The organism is Pseudomonas sp. SWRI154 (genome assembly GCF_014268645.1).
Classification (GTDB): Bacteria; Pseudomonadota; Gammaproteobacteria; order Pseudomonadales; family Pseudomonadaceae; genus Aquipseudomonas; species Aquipseudomonas marvdashtae.
In genome coordinates this window covers 1-14,454 of sequence record NZ_JABWQW010000005.1, presented here as the reverse complement: position 1 = coordinate 14,454, position 14,454 = coordinate 1, and the positions used below count along the sequence as shown (strand labels likewise).

The following is a 14,454-nucleotide window of genomic DNA, read 5'->3' as shown; positions in this document are numbered from 1 at the left end:
GCCCATGACCGAATCCATTGATCTGAACGAATTCCACTGGTTGCTGGCCATCGTTCAGAGTATCGACGTCGGCGTGGTGGTGCTCGACCGCGGGTACAAAGTGCAGGTCTGGAACACCTTCATGGAGAACCGCTCCGGGTTCCAGCCCAAGGACGCCCAGAATCAGAACTTCTTCAATCTGTTCCCCGAGATCGATCGCCAATGGTTCACCCGCAAGGTCGAGAGCGTCGCGACCCTCGGCACGCCCGCGTTCACGGTCTGGGAGCAGCGCCCTTACCTGATGCGGTTCAAGAGCTACCAGCCGATCACCGGCCAGGAAGAGTTCATGTACCAGAACACCACGTTGTTGCCGCTGCGCTCGCCCGACAACCGCATCAACCATATCTGCCTGGTGATCTATGACGTCACCGACGTCGCCACCAACCGGCACCAGATCCAGGCCGCCAACGCACAGCTGCAACTGCTCTCCAGCACCGATCGCCTGACGGGGCTGTACAACCGCGGTCATTGGGAAGGCAGCCTGAAATCCGCCTATGCCCGGCATCAGCGCTACGGCAATGCGTTGAGCCTGGTGATGCTCGATATCGACCACTTCAAGCGAGTCAACGACACCTACGGCCACCAGGCGGGTGACAAGGTCATCGAGAACGTCGCAAGGCTCCTACATGAGCATGTGCGTGAGTCCGACGTGGCCGGGCGTTATGGCGGCGAAGAGTTCGGCGTCGTGCTTTCAGACACCGACAAGGACGGCGCGCGGGTGTTCGCCGAGCGCCTGCGCAAAGCCGTCGAGGAACTGCTGGTGCAATACAACGGCCAGGACATCCGTTTCACCATCAGCCTGGGGGTCGCCGACCTGAGCGAGCCCTCCAATGACCACGCCGAGCTGATCGCCCGGGCCGACCAGGCGTTGTATACCTCGAAGAAGACCGGACGCAATCGGGTGACGGTCTTCGGCTAGACAACGCCCACCTTCCGACACTGGTCAGTCCAATCCAGTTTTTTATGGATTGGTCTTGCCAATATTTTTCCCCGCGTGTAGTTTCGAGCCAATATCAGCGGCGCAGGTCACTGCGCGCGCACAACAAAAAAGACAGCCTCGGTCCCGGCAGCCGTGCGCTCACAACCCTCCTCGCCTGCAAGCCCGCGGCCTGCACGCTCGCTAAAGGAGCATCGATATGCTGACTGTCATCTGTAACGAACCCGGCTCGCTAACCGCCATCGAACGTGAAAAACCCTTCAGGAAACCCGGCGAAATCCTCATCCGGGTCAAGCGCGTCGGTGTCTGTGGCACCGACCTGCACATTTTTACCGGCAATCAACCGTTCCTCGAATACCCGCGCGTCATGGGCCACGAGTTTTCGGGAATAGTGGAAGGCACGGACGGAGCCAGCGACCTGGCGGTGGGCGACGTCGTCTACGTGATGCCTTATCTGTCCTGCGGAAACTGCATTGCCTGCCGCCAGGGCAAGACCAACTGCTGCACCCGTATCCAGGTGCTGGGAGTCCACTGCGACGGCGCGTTCACCCAATACCTGAGCGTCCCCGAGGAATTCGTTCACAAGGCCGTGGGAATTTCCCTCGACCAGGCGGCGATGATCGAATTCCTTTCGATCGGCGCTCACGCCGTGCGGCGGTCGAACGTCCAGCCGGACACGCACGCCTTGGTGGTCGGCACCGGCCCGATCGGCATGGCGGCGGCGATCTTTGCCAGCCTGCGCGGGGCGAAAGTGACGGTCCTGGATACGCGCAAGGATCGCCTGTCGTTCTGCGAGCAGCACTTGAACATCCATGCGGCCGTCCACATTGGCGAAGGCGACAGGCAGGCCTTGGCGGAGCTGACCGGAGGTGATTTTTTCGACGTGGTGTTCGACGCAACCGGCAATGCCCGGGCCATGGAGCGCGGGTTCGAGTTCATCGCTCATGGCGGCACCTACGTGATGATTTCAGTGGTGCGGGACTCCATCACCTTCTCCGACCCCGAATTCCACAAGCGCGAGGCCACGCTGATGGGCAGCCGTAACGCCACCCACGAAGACTTCCAGCACGTCGAACGATGCTTGCGCGATGGATTGATTCCAGATGCAGCCCTGAACACCCACCGACTGACGCTGGGCGACGTGGCCCATTCCTTTTCCACATTGCTCGACCCCAGCCAGGGCGTCGTCAAGGCAATCATTGAGTGCTAGGAATCGGAGGACGTGCCATGAACCCACCCTCTTCTTTGCTTGTGCTGACACCAGGAGATGATGTCGCGGTGGCCCGGGGCGATATCGCCGAAGGCCAACGCCTCGGCGCCGACGGCCTCACCCTGGTCGCCCGGCAACCGGTTCCGTCCGGCCACAAGATTGCCCTGCGCAGGGTATTGGCCGGCCAGCAAGTGCTCAAGTACGGGCAAACCATCGGCCAGGCGACCCTGGACATCGAGCCCGGTGATCACGTACACGTACACAACCTGCAGATGCCCGCCACCAACGCCGGGCATACCGTACAAAACACCTACGTGCCCACCCTGCCCGGCGAAAACCCCGCAACCTTCCAAGGTTACGTGCGGGACGATGGCCGCGTCGGTACGCGCAATTACATCGGCGTGATTTCCAGCGTCAACTGCTCGGCAACCGTCTGTAAGCACATCGCCAACGCGTTCTCTTCCGAGCGCCTGAAAGACTTCCCCAACGTCGATGGCGTCGTTGCGATCACCCATGGCAGCGGCTGCGGCATGGGGGCCAAAGGCGAAGGCATCGACATTCTCAAGCGAACCTTGCGCGGTTATGCCGATCACGCCAATTTCGCCGGCGTGCTGTTGGTCGGACTGGGGTGCGAAGTCAACCAGCTCACGCCATTGATGAACGAACTGGGGGATCGTTGTCCGGAACTAAAGGCCAGCCTGATCATCCAGGACGAAGGCGGGACTCGCGAAGCGGTGCGACAGGGCATCGCCCATATCGACGCGATGCTGCCCATCATCAGCCAGTACCGAAGGACGACCGTTTCCGTCCGCCACCTGTGCGTGGGTTTGCAATGCGGCGGCTCGGATGGTTATTCAGGCATCACGGCGAATCCGGCACTCGGCGCGGCCGTGGACTTGCTGGTGCAACAGGGCGGCACGGCGATCCTTTCGGAAACGCCGGAGATCTACGGGGCCGAGCACTTGCTGACGGCACGCGCCGCATCCGCCGACATCGCGACAAAGCTGATGGAGCGGATCCGCTGGTGGGAAACCTACGTGCACCACAACGACGGCGACATGAACAACAATCCTTCGCCGGGCAACAAGGCCGGAGGCATCACCACCATTCTGGAAAAATCCCTGGGTGCCGTGGCGAAAGCCGGTTCGACCGGGCTGATGGGCGTCTATCACTACGCCGAGAAAATCGATGCCCAAGGCCTGGTGTTCATGGACACGCCCGGCTACGACCCGGTGTCCGCAACCGGCCAGGTGGCGGGCGGCGCGAATCTCATCTGTTTCACCACCGGTCGCGGCTCGACCTACGGCTGCAAGCCCACGCCTTCTTTGAAAATCGCGACCAACACCCGCCTGTTCCAACGCATGGCGCTTGATATGGACTTCAACGCTGGCGGCATCGCCGATGGCCTCGAGTCCGTGGCGCAGGCAGGTGAACGGTTGTTTCGAATGATGCTGGAAACCGCTTCCGGCCGCCGTACCTGCAGCGAGGAAAACGGCCTGGGCGACAACGAATTCCTGCCCTGGCAGATCGGCGCGGTGATGTGAATGACCAGGCAGACAAACTCACGCCAAGCAAGCCTATGGTAGCCTTTGCGGACTATCCGATGGACACCAGCCCATGGCCTCACCGATCAACACCGCCGAACGAAAGCCGTATCAGAAAATCGCCGATCAACTGCGCAATTACATCGCCCAAGGGGATTTCAAAACGGGCTCCAGGCTTCCACCCGAACGTGATCTGACCCAGCTGCTGGGGGTTTCCAGACCCTCGCTGCGCGAGGCGCTGATCGCCCTTGAGATAGACGGTGAAATTGAGATCAAGATGGGCTCCGGCGTGTACGTGCGAGCCAGGCCCGAGCGCGGAAAAAACCGCAGCACGACCTTGGGCGAGAGCCCCTCGGAACTGATGCAGGCGCGCGCCCTGATCGAAGGCGAATCGGTAGTCCTGGCGTGCCTGCATGGCAAGAAAAGCGACTATCGCTACCTACAGGCGTGCATCGACGCCATGCGCGCCAGCATCGCCAACGGCCAGCCGCCGCTGGAGGATGACCGTAGATTCCATCATCACCTGGCCAAAATGAGCGGCAACTCCGCCTTGGTTCGAATCATCACGGCCCTGTTCGATGAACGACACACGCCGATTTCGGCCCACCTGAGCAAACACTCGGAAAACACCCAGACATGGGAAGCCGCGGTCGCCGAGCACGAGGCGATCCTGCACGCCCTCGCCAACAAGGACGTGTTCGGCGCCCAAACCTCGATGCGCCAGCATCTGAACCGCTCGGAAAATCGCTGGCTACAAGCGCTGGGGCCGGAAGACACACACGTCTGAACCGAGGGGCTTTTGTGGCGAGGGAGCTTGCTCCCGCTGGGTCGCGCAGCGACCCCCAACCAGACAACTCGGTGTGCCAGTAAGATCGGGATCGTTGCTTTTGGGGCTGCTGCGCAGCCCAGCGGGAGCAAGCTCCCTCGCCACGGTTTTAGTGGTGACTGAAGGATCGGGTGGATCAATCTTGTGGGCCTGCTGGCGTTTCCCGACCTTTCACCTCGATAGACGCCGCTACCGCTTTTGTGGCGAGGGAGCTTGCTCCCGCTGGGTCGCGCAGCGACCCCTGGCAGATTGAATGCGATCCGCCTGAGGCACCGAGGCGCCGGGGTTTAGGGCTGCTGCGCAGCCCAGCGGGAGCAAGCTCCCTCGCCACGGGTGTTAAACATGTCCCCGACTAATTATTCCTGGCTAACCCAACTGTCGACGCACGGCCAGTTCTACGCCGCGGATTTCCGCCAGGCCTTTGAGGCGGCCGATCAATGAATAGCCGGGGTTGCTTTTGCGTTGTTGGTCGTCGAGCAGTTGATGGCCATGGTCCGGGCGCAGCGGCAAGCGTGGGCCGCCTTCGCGCTCGCGCCGGCGCTCTTCAGCCATCAAGGCACTGATGACCCCTACCATGTCGACGTCGCCATCCAGGTGATGGGCTTCATGGAAGCTGCGCGGGTCGGCTTCCCGGCGGGTCGAGCGCAGGTGGGTGAAGTAGATGTATGGCGCAAACTGCTTGGCCATCGCCACCAGGTCGTTGTCTTCGCGCACGCCATAGGAACCGGTGCAGAACGTCAGGCCGTTGGCCGGGCTTGGCGCGGCGTCCAGCAGCCACTGGGCGTCTGCGGCAGTCGAGAGGATGCGCGGCAAGCCGAGCAGCGACCGGGGTGGATCGTCCGGGTGGATCGCCATGCGCACGCCCACCTCTTCCGCGACCGGGATCACCGCCCGCAGGAAATACTCCAGGTGCTCACGCAACTTGCCTTCGTCGATGTCGGCGTAGGTGCGCAGCAAGTCCCGGAAGTTATCCAGGCTGTAATGTTCCTCGGCGCCGGGCAAACCGGCGATCAGCGTGTTGACCAAGGTTTCGCGCTCAATTGGCGTCAGTTGTTCGGAGTACGCCTTAGCCTGCTGGATATCCTCGGCACTGTACTCGGCCTGCGCACCCGGGCGCTGGAGGATGAACAGATCGAAGGCGGCGAACGCGGTCTGATCGAAACGCAATGCCCAGCCGCCATCCGCCAGCTCATGGAAAAGGTCGGTACGGGTCCAGTCCAACACCGGCATGAAGTTGTAGCAGACGATATCGATGCCGCAGCTCGCCAGGTTGCGCACGCTTTGCTGGTAGTTGGCGATGTACTCGTCGCGCCGCCCACAGCCACGCTTGATGTCTTCGTGCACCGGAATGCTTTCCACCACTGACCAGCTCAAGCCGGCCGCTTCGATCATCTGCTTGCGCGCCGCGATAGCCTCCACCGGCCACACTTGGCCATTAGGAATTTCGTGCAACGCGGTGACGATGCCGGTCGCACCGGTCTGGCGAACGTCCGCCAGGGAAATCGGGTCTTTGGGGCCAAACCAACGCCATGTCTGTTCCATGTTGTTTTCCTTTTTGTCAGTTAGGTATGGCAAAGCTGTGCAACAGGCTATCGACGCCGTCTCGGGCCAAGGCGCCGTAGGCGCGGTGTACCGCCTCGCGAAACGCCGGGCGATCCATCAGCGCTGGCGGGAAGACTTCGTCCAGGGCAAGAAAAGCGTCCACCCGCGCTGCGCCGTCGAACCGTCCGGCAAGATCGGCAAAGATCGCGCTCAAAGGATCGTCGACCACGTGCGCCGCACGACCGGGCAACGGCTGCGTGCAGTAGTGAATCCACGCCGCGACGCCCAGCGCAGTGCAGTCGATGCCGCGCCCCTGGTCGAGCAACTGCTGCGCACCGAGCAACCAGCGTTGCGGCAGTTTCTGCGAACCGTCCATGGCAATCTGGCGCAGGCGATGTTGCAGGCTGTCGTTGGCAAAACGCGCCAGCAGGTCGTTGGCATACACCGAAAGATCGATGCCTGCCGGCATGTCCAGGGTCGGCGCGGCTTCCTCGGCCATGTAGCGTCCGATCAGGCGCGCCAACCGCCCATCACTGACAGCTTCGAAGACCGATTCATGGCCCGCCAGCAGCCCCACGTAGGCCAACAACGAATGGCTGCCATTGAGCATGCGCAGTTTCATCGTTTCGAACGGGCGCACGTCGTCGACCATCTGCACGCCGTCGACTTCCCAGTCTGGACGGCCGAGGGGGAAATTGTCTTCGATCACCCACTGGCTGAAGCTTTCACAGACCACCGCCGCACGATCGTCGCAGTCCAGTTGTTGCTCCAGCCGACGGAAGGATTCGTCGTCCATGGCCGGCACGATGCGGTCGACCATGCAGCTGGGGAACGCGACTTCTTGCTCGACCCATTGCGCCAACGCTTGATCTTGCGGCGCCGCCAACGCGCTGACCGCCTGACGGGTGCGCTGGCCGTTGTCGGGCATGTTGTCGCAGCACAACACGGTGAAGGCTGGAACGCCGGCGGCGCGACGGCGACGCAACGCCTCCAGGACAATGCCGGGAGCCGAACGCGGCGCGTGGGGGTATTCGATGTCATGGGCAATCAATGGATCTTCGCTGCGCAATTGCCCGGAGGACGGACTCAAGCAGTAGCCTTTTTCAGTGACCGTAAGCGTGACAATCCGCGTTTGCGGCGCGGCCATGCGCTGCAACAGTTGCTCCAGCTCATTGGCGCCAGCGCCGGCATACAAGGCTTCGCGCAGTACGTTGATTTCCCGCAGCGCCACCTGCTCGCTGTCAGGGTACTCCGCCACATGGTAGCGGCCTTGCTGGTCGCGCAACTGCTCGACCAAGGTGCGGTTGGAGCGAATGTTGGCACTGCACAGCCCCCACTCGCTCGTGCCGTGGCGATTGAGATGGCGTTGCAGGTACACCGCCTGATGAGCCCGGTGGAAGGCTCCCAGGCCCAGGTGCACGATCCCGATTTCACTGGGCTGGCCCGTGGCGGGGATCCGTTGGATGAGCGACATGGGCGTCCTCCTTTCAGGGATGATTCAGCGCTGGGCGTGGCTGGGCGCCGCCGTCGGCCTGCGGTGCGACACCCGCCACCGCCAGCGGCTTGACGTAACGCGCCACGCACAGTGCACCGATGATCGTCAGCAAGCCCGCCAGCAGGAAAGCACTGGTGAACGAGCCGGTGAATTGCACGATGAATCCGGTCAGGGTCGGCCCGATGATCCCCGAGGTATTGGCCAGGAAATGCATGAAGCCGCTGACCCCGCCTACCCGCGCCGCAGGCACGGTGTCCTGGATGATCGCCCAGTAGATCGCCCCGGTGAGATAGAGGAAAAACACCGCCAAGGCCACCAGGATAACGGCCGGGTACAAGGTCTTCACCACCCCGGCGACGCCGATGCAGCCGGCGCAGGCCAGCAGGCACGTCACCAGCACTACCTTGCGCGAGAACATGATCCGCCCGGTCTTCTTGAACACGAAGTCGGAAATGAACCCACCCAATGCCAACCCCAGGAAACCCAGCAGCCAAGGAATGACCGTGGCGATACTCATGTCCTTGACGTTCAGGCCATGGGCCATGGTCAGGTAGCTGGGGAACCAGGTCAGGAAGAAAAACAGCGTGTAGTTATAGGAAAAGAACGCCAGGGAAGTGAACAGCACCGTCGGCTGCTTGAGGTAGAACCGCAGCGGGAACACCGGTTGCGACGCCAGCTCGCTCTGACCCTCGGCCCGCAGGATGTCCTCGGCGCCCTCGCCTTCAGGCTTCTCCTTGACGAACTTGTACCAGACCGCCGCCCAGATCAGGCCGACCAACATAATGATGATGAACGATACTTTCCAACCGTAGGTGACAGCGATAAAGCCCACCACCGGGCCGGAGATCGCCCCGCCCAGCGGCGTGCCGGACATCGAGGCACCCAGGGCTCGAGCCCTACGCTTGGGGGTGTACCAGTTGTTGACCATTTTGCTGGTGGTGACGCTCAGCGGGCCTTCGCCCATGCCGAACAGGATCCGGATGAGCACCAGCGAAGCAAAGCCCACCGTCAGCACCGTGAGACCGCTGAACAACGACCACAAGACCATGGCCAGCAACAACGTGGTCTTGGCGCCGTAACGGTCGGCGGCCCAGCCACCAATGAAGTTGAAGGCGGCATAACCGACGAAGAAGCTGCTGAAGATCATGCCCATCTCACCCGTGCTCAGACCGTAGTCCTTCTGGATGAAAGGCGCCGCCACAGACAATGCCGACCGGTCGAGGTAGTTGATGACCCCGGCCAGGAACAGCATGATGATGATTAAGCTACGTCCTTGACCAAACATGGTGGAACCTCCCGCTTGTTGTGTTTATTCGGTGAGGATGCCTATGACAGGCACGATGAAACGGTGGTACAGACGGCTCAGTGATGGGCGTTCGTCAGCTCCACCAGCACTTTTCGGGTTTGCTCGGGGTGCTTCTCGATCAGATCGATGGCGCCGGGCATCTCGTCGAAGCTGACGCGATGGCTGATCAGGTCCTGGACCTGCAACTTGCCGCTGGCGATCAGTTCGATCACCTGGGGAAACTTGCGGTTGTTGAGGCGCGAACCGACCAAGGTGAGTTCCTTCTTGATCATTTCCAGCTGCACAAGATCGCTGGGCGTGGCATTGAAGCCGAGCAGCCCGATGCGCCCGGCCGGCGAGGCCAGGCGCACCATCTGCGGCATCAGTGCCGGAATGCAGGCGGCATCGACGATCAATGGCACGCCCTCGCCTTCGGTCAGTTCGCGCATGACGGCCTCGACATCCACTTGCTGGCCGTTGAGGGTCCGGCTGGCGCCCAATGCCCGCGCCGTTTCCAGGCGACTGTCGATCACGTCGGTGACGGTGATGTCGGTCAATCCCAGCGCCCGTGCCATTTGCACCAGAGTCAGGCCGATCACCCCGGCGCCGTAGATCAACACGCTGTCGCCCGGATGGGGCTGCATGCGGTCGAGCACGTTCAACGCAATGGAGTAAGGCTCGACCAGGGCGCCATGGCTCAGGGACATCGAATCGGGCAAGCGGTGGGCGTTCTCGGCTGGCACGCAGACCTGCTCGCTGAAGCCGCCATCGCGATGCACGCCGATCACTTGCAGCCGAGTGCAGACATTGGGCCGGCCAATGCGACAGGGATAGCAGCTCCCGCAACTGATCACCGGATCGATGCACACCCGGTCGCCGACTTGAAGGTGCTCGACACCTTCACCGACCTGCCGGATCAACCCGGAGAATTCATGGCCGGTGACGCGAGGGAAACGCACGAAGGCGTTCTGCCCATGAATGATGTGCATGTCCGAACCACAAATGCCGGCATAAGCGACATCGACCTGGACCTCGCCATGGGCGACCTCCGGCCGGTCGACCTGGGCCAGCCCGAACTCGAAGGGTGCTCTTACCTGGAACGCTTTCATCGGTCACTCCTGACGGGGCCTTCGCCCCGTGTCCTCAAATGGTTGGAACCGTTTCACCAATGCCAGAGCGTGCCGTCTTCAAGACGGTTGACCGGCAGGCTTGCGCGCTTGTAAGGGTATTGGCGGGCGAGCTCTTCATCGATATCGACGCCGTGCCCCGGTGCTTCGCCCGGCGTGAAGTGGCCGTCCTCGAAGCGATAGGCATGGGGAAAGACTTCATCGATGCGCTCTTCGTGAGGCATGTGTTCCTGGATGCCAAAGTTCGGCACCCAGGTATCGAAATGCAGCGCCGCGCCCATGCACACCGGTGACAGGTCGGTGGCGCCGTGAAAGCCCGTGCGTACCTGGAACAGCGCGGCGAAATCGGCAATGCGCCGCACGTGGGTAATGCCGCCGGCATGCACCAGCGTCGTGCGGATGTAGTCGATCAACTGTTCCTGGATCAACTCTCGGCAGTCATGAATGGAGTTGAACACCTCGCCGACGGCCAGCGGCGTGGTGGTGTGCTGGCGGATCAGGCGGAAACTCTGCTGGTTTTCCGCCGGTGTGCAGTCTTCCAGCCAGAACAGGTTGTACGGTTCCACGGCCTTGCCCAGGCGCCCGGCCTCGATGGGCGTCAGGCGATGGTGAACGTCGTGGAGAATGTGCAGGTCGTCGCCAAAGCGTTCGCGCACGGCGGCAAACAGCTTGGGCACGTAGTTGAGGTATTTGGCGGTGTCCCAGACGTGTTCGGCGGGCAAGTCACTGTCGGCCGGCTCATAGCGCTCGCCGCTGCGCTTGGCGACGCCGTAGGTGGTGGCAATGCCGGGCACGCCGCATTGCACCCGCACGGCTTTATAGCCGAGTTCGACGTGACGGGCGACTTCGTCCAGGCAGCCTTCGATGTCCTTGCCAGTGGCGTGCCCGTAGACCATCACCCGCTCACGGCTCTTGCCACCGAGCAACTGATACAAGGGCATGTTCGCGGCCTTGGCCTTGATGTCCCAGAGTGCGACATCGACAGCGGCGATGGCGGTCATGGTCACCGGCCCGCGGCGCCAATACGCGCCGCGATACAGGTACTGCCAGATGTCCTCGATGCGGTGGGCGTCGCGGCCGATCAGCGCAGGCAGGACGTGCTCCTCCAGATAAGCGACCACCGCCAGTTCGCGGCCATTGAGCGTTGCATCGCCAATGCCGTAAATGCCTTCATCGGTGACGATTTTCAAGGTGACCAGGTTGCGGCCCGGGCAGGTAACGATGACGCGCGCTTCAACGATTTTCATAAAGTCAGACCTGTGCAACAGAAGGAAGTGAGGACGCACCCATGCTCGGCATGGCCGCCTGGGGAATCAGCGCACCTCGGTATTGGACGACCTGGGCCGCCAGGCGATGGCCCCAACGGGCAGCCTGCTCCGGATCGCCGCCGCGCAGGCGACAGGCCAGGTAGGCGGCGCTGAACGAATCACCGGCAGCGGTGGTGTCGACGACGCGGGAAACGGTTTGCGCGGGCACTTCGAAACGCCCGGCGGGGCATTGGATCAGGCAGCTGGCGGCGCCACGCTTGAGGACGACTTCACCGACGCCCGCTTGGGCGTAATCGATGAACAAGGCATCCGCGTCGCGATAACCGAACAAAAGGACATCGTCTTCCCAAGTGATCAGGGCCAGGTCGGTCAGGCGCAACAGATCGCGGTGGGCCTGCCGAGCCGTTTCGGGATCGGGCCATAGATGGGGACGGTAATTGTTGTCGAAGACGATGCACGTGCCGGCTCGGCGAGCTGCCTGCAAGGCTTGGATCAGGCGTGCACGCCCTTCTGGCATGAGGATCGCCAGGCTGATGCCGCTCAGGTAGACATAGTCGTAATCGGCCAGCGCATCGAGCATGGCCTCAGCCTCGGGGCCATCGAACATGCGCCGTGCCGCCGCTTCCCCACGCCAATAGAGAAAACGCCGCTCGCCCTGGGGATCGGTCTGGATGAAATAGAGCCCTGGCAGCGCGTCCTCGATCACCCGGACATGGCCGTCACCAACACCTTCGTCCAGCCAGGACCGGCGCATCGCGTCGCTGAACGCGTCACTGCCGACCGCCGTCAGGTAATCCACGCTGATCGTCGTCCGTGGGCTCAACCGTGCCAAATAGACTGCGGTGTTGAGCGTATCGCCACCGAACGTTTGCGTGATTGCCGCACCCGGCTCACCGCGCATCTCGATCATGCACTCACCCAGCAGCGCCACTTTCAACGGACGGTCGAAACGGCTTTGCGGGTCGTGGTTAAGCGTTACATCCATCATTACGCGCCTTTGTTGTTTTTAAAACGGCGTTTCATTTTTATCTCAAGGCCCGAGTCTAGTCAGATTTCTCGCCTCGTCAAGCAAAAATGAAACAGCGTTTTGTTCTGCTTGCGTATATCCTTGGGTTTTACTTTTACGTTGGAGCCTTCATGGACAACAGCGTCATCCCAAACAACGATCTGGTGTCGGCGGTCGGCCGGACCATGGCCGTGCTCGAAGCGCTGGCCGAACATCCGGAAGAAAGCGGCGTCTCGGAAATCGCCACCAAACTGGACATGTCCAAGGCCACGGTCTACCGCTTCTTGCAGTCGCTGAAGGCGCGTGGGTATGTGGTGCAGGATGCCGAAGATCGCTATCGCCTCAGCGTCCGGCTATTCGAACTGGGTGCCCAGGCCCTGCCCCACCTGGACATCGTTCGGGAAGCGGAACCGGGGATGCGCAGGATCAACGAGTTGACGGGCGAGACCGTCCACCTGGGGATTCTCGACGAAGGCAGCATCGTCTACGTGCACAAGATCGACTCCAAGTACAACCTGCGCATGTACTCGCGCATCGGCCGCCGGGCGCCGTTGTACTGCACGGGCATCGGCAAAGTGCTGATGGCCTGGCTCGAAGAAGACGAGTTGCTGGCGCACCTTGAGCAGGAAAGTTTCGAGCGTCGCACAGCCAATACCTTGACCACCGTCGAGGCGTATTTGCAGGAACTGGAAATCGTCCGCCAGCAAGGCTATGCCGAGGATCACGAAGAATTCGAAGACAACATGCGTTGCCTGGCGGCACCGATCCGCGACCGTTTTGGCCATGTGATCGGCGGGATGAGCGTTTCATTCCCGTGCTTTCGCTTCAGGGAAGAATTGAAGCAGGATTACGTCAAGCAGCTGATGCATGCCAGCCAACAGATTTCCAGTCAGTTGGGCTGGCATGGGCGGTAAGAGCAAACCTGTGGTGCAGCCCTCACCAAACGGCAAAACAGCAGTTGGTGGGGGATTTTCGGATTTAAGGATGGTTCCGTCAGCCAGATCAACAGCCTGAACACCCAGATCGCCACCGCCGCCGAACAACAGAGCGCGGTGACCGAGGAAATCCACCGCAGCATGGGGCAGATTCGGCATATGGTGGAGGAACTGGTGGAAAGTGGTCTGGCGAGTGAGAGCAACACGCGGCAGTTGTAGGAGGCCAATAGCCGGGTGAATGCGATCATGGGGCGGTTTAAGGTTCGGTGATGTACGCGCTTGCTGACAGCACTGTGGGATAAGAAAGCCTACTTTCTCATCCCACAGTGGTCGGGTGCATTCCGCTCGCGCTAGATATACGGAACGCTGCTTGAAAAACAGATGCGTCCCCTTCCCTGTTTTCCTTGGAATCATTCATTCTTCCCCTACCGAATGCGCGGTCCCTGCGCGGGCTCAAAACATCAAATCTGACGAATTCGAATATCGTCGATATCGACCGCCCCCCCCCCCCTGAGGTACAAACTTCGGATCGGTACAGTCACGTCGAATTCCTTAATGATATCCATCCAATAAGGCTGGTTGTTAGCATACAAGGTGAAATTATTGTGCGTCGACCCGTCCACGGCCAATGTTAAACCAGCCAAACCCCCGACGACCCCTACCAAGCCGCGCACCCGCAAAGTAAGCTCATAACGTCCAAGCGTAAACGGCAGGTTTACAAATATCTGTGGTGTAGGCGCTCCACTAGAATAATAAAGGTGACAATAGTAATTGCCGGGCTCCGTTCTGATTGATACGCCTCCGCCAGTCTGCCAGCCGTTCATATCTCCATTGGTAAATGGGGTATAGTGATCGATAGGAAGGATCACCGTGAACGTGCGCGCATCCGACACCGGCTCAGCGCCATACTTGGCCTTGGCCGTGAAACTGTGCGCGGTCAAGGCCAGCCCGGTAACCTGCAGGCTCCAGTCGCCAATGCCGTTGGCCCTCGAGGTGCCCTTGGAGGTGGCGCCGTCGAAAATTTCCACCAGCTGGTTGTTCGAGGCCTTGCCGCTCAGCGTGACGGTGGTGGCGGTGGTCGTGGTGCCGTTAGGGATCTCGGTGCCCTGCGGATCCTTCACCGAGGTAATCGCCGGTGTCACGAGGGCCGTGACGTTGAAGGCCTTGGCCGCCGACTCCTGGCCGGTGCCATACAACGCCTTGGCCTTGAGGCTGTAGGCCTTGGCGGTCAGGCCCGTGA

The 14,454-nt window shown here is 61.4% G+C and carries 11 protein-coding genes and 1 pseudogene; 5 read left to right on the top strand and 7 right to left on the bottom strand.

Annotated features, from left to right (window positions below; translation table 11 throughout):
* Window positions 1–4 precede the first annotated feature (4 nt).
* The 4 genes from HU806_RS06335 to HU806_RS06320 all read left to right on the top strand — a co-directional run bounded on the left by HU806_RS06335 (window position 5) and on the right by HU806_RS06320 (window position 4,517).
* On the top strand, window positions 5–958 hold the full coding sequence (locus tag HU806_RS06335; protein ID WP_186610572.1) for a sensor domain-containing diguanylate cyclase: 954 nt from the start codon (window positions 5–7) through the stop codon (window positions 956–958).
* 217 nt (window positions 959–1,175) lie between these two features.
* Window positions 1,176–2,186, top strand: coding sequence for a zinc-binding alcohol dehydrogenase family protein (locus HU806_RS06330; protein ID WP_186610571.1), 1,011 nt, complete (start codon window positions 1,176–1,178; stop codon window positions 2,184–2,186).
* Between the two features lie 17 nt (window positions 2,187–2,203).
* On the top strand, window positions 2,204–3,730 hold the full coding sequence (locus tag HU806_RS06325; protein WP_186610570.1) for a D-arabinonate dehydratase: 1,527 nt from the start codon (window positions 2,204–2,206) through the stop codon (window positions 3,728–3,730).
* A 73-nt stretch (window positions 3,731–3,803) separates the two neighbouring features.
* On the top strand, window positions 3,804–4,517 hold the full coding sequence (locus HU806_RS06320; RefSeq protein WP_186610569.1) for a FadR/GntR family transcriptional regulator: 714 nt from the start codon (window positions 3,804–3,806) through the stop codon (window positions 4,515–4,517).
* A 405-nt stretch (window positions 4,518–4,922) separates the two neighbouring features.
* Here the strand turns inward: HU806_RS06320 and uxuA are convergent, their stop codons facing one another.
* From uxuA to HU806_RS06290, 6 genes are all read right to left on the bottom strand, one after another.
* On the bottom strand, window positions 4,923–6,098 hold the full coding sequence (gene uxuA, locus HU806_RS06315; protein ID WP_186610568.1) for a mannonate dehydratase: 1,176 nt from the start codon (window positions 6,096–6,098) through the stop codon (window positions 4,923–4,925).
* Between the two features lie 16 nt (window positions 6,099–6,114).
* Window positions 6,115–7,572 carry a mannitol dehydrogenase family protein gene (locus HU806_RS06310; RefSeq protein ID WP_186610567.1) on the bottom strand — a complete coding sequence of 486 codons (1,458 nt, stop codon included), beginning with the start codon at window positions 7,570–7,572 and terminating at the stop codon, window positions 6,115–6,117.
* Between the two features lie 13 nt (window positions 7,573–7,585).
* Complete coding sequence (locus HU806_RS06305) at window positions 7,586–8,878, bottom strand: MFS transporter (RefSeq protein WP_186610566.1); 1,293 nt, start codon at window positions 8,876–8,878, stop codon at window positions 7,586–7,588.
* Between the two features lie 77 nt (window positions 8,879–8,955).
* Window positions 8,956–9,987 (bottom strand): Zn-dependent oxidoreductase, encoded by a 1,032-nt coding sequence (locus HU806_RS06300; protein ID WP_186610565.1) that lies wholly within the window; start codon window positions 9,985–9,987, stop codon window positions 8,956–8,958.
* A gap of 53 nt (window positions 9,988–10,040) precedes the next feature.
* On the bottom strand, window positions 10,041–11,252 hold the full coding sequence (gene manD, locus HU806_RS06295) for a D-mannonate dehydratase ManD (protein WP_186610564.1): 1,212 nt from the start codon (window positions 11,250–11,252) through the stop codon (window positions 10,041–10,043).
* Window positions 11,253–11,256: 4 nt separating this feature from the next.
* Entirely contained in the window at window positions 11,257–12,258 is a 1,002-nt protein-coding gene (locus tag HU806_RS06290) for a sugar kinase (protein ID WP_186610563.1), read from the bottom strand.
* 152 nt (window positions 12,259–12,410) lie between these two features.
* Here HU806_RS06290 and kdgR point away from each other — a divergent pair, with 152 nt between their 5' ends.
* A complete protein-coding gene (kdgR, locus tag HU806_RS06285) occupies window positions 12,411–13,193 on the top strand; it encodes a DNA-binding transcriptional regulator KdgR (RefSeq protein WP_186610562.1) in 783 nt (260 codons plus the stop codon).
* A 482-nt stretch (window positions 13,194–13,675) separates the two neighbouring features.
* Here the strand turns inward: kdgR and HU806_RS06280 are convergent.
* A pseudogene (locus tag HU806_RS06280) lies at window positions 13,676–14,454 on the bottom strand (hypothetical protein); the annotation flags it as partial.

Excerpts from the sequence above, each read along its gene's own strand:
- HU806_RS06335 (WP_186610572.1), top strand. The coding sequence starts at position 5 with ATGACCGAATCCATTGATCTGAACGAATTCCACTGGTTGCTGGCCATC.
- HU806_RS06330 (WP_186610571.1), top strand. The coding sequence starts at position 1,176 with ATGCTGACTGTCATCTGTAACGAACCCGGCTCGCTAACCGCCATCGAA.
- HU806_RS06325 (WP_186610570.1), top strand. The coding sequence starts at position 2,204 with ATGAACCCACCCTCTTCTTTGCTTGTGCTGACACCAGGAGATGATGTC.
- HU806_RS06320 (WP_186610569.1), top strand. The coding sequence starts at position 3,804 with ATGGCCTCACCGATCAACACCGCCGAACGAAAGCCGTATCAGAAAATC.
- uxuA (WP_186610568.1), bottom strand. The coding sequence starts at position 6,098 with ATGGAACAGACATGGCGTTGGTTTGGCCCCAAAGACCCGATTTCCCTG.
- HU806_RS06310 (WP_186610567.1), bottom strand. The coding sequence starts at position 7,572 with ATGTCGCTCATCCAACGGATCCCCGCCACGGGCCAGCCCAGTGAAATC.
- HU806_RS06305 (WP_186610566.1), bottom strand. The coding sequence starts at position 8,878 with ATGTTTGGTCAAGGACGTAGCTTAATCATCATCATGCTGTTCCTGGCC.
- HU806_RS06300 (WP_186610565.1), bottom strand. The coding sequence starts at position 9,987 with ATGAAAGCGTTCCAGGTAAGAGCACCCTTCGAGTTCGGGCTGGCCCAG.
- manD (WP_186610564.1), bottom strand. The coding sequence starts at position 11,252 with ATGAAAATCGTTGAAGCGCGCGTCATCGTTACCTGCCCGGGCCGCAAC.
- HU806_RS06290 (WP_186610563.1), bottom strand. The coding sequence starts at position 12,258 with ATGGATGTAACGCTTAACCACGACCCGCAAAGCCGTTTCGACCGTCCG.
- kdgR (WP_186610562.1), top strand. The coding sequence starts at position 12,411 with ATGGACAACAGCGTCATCCCAAACAACGATCTGGTGTCGGCGGTCGGC.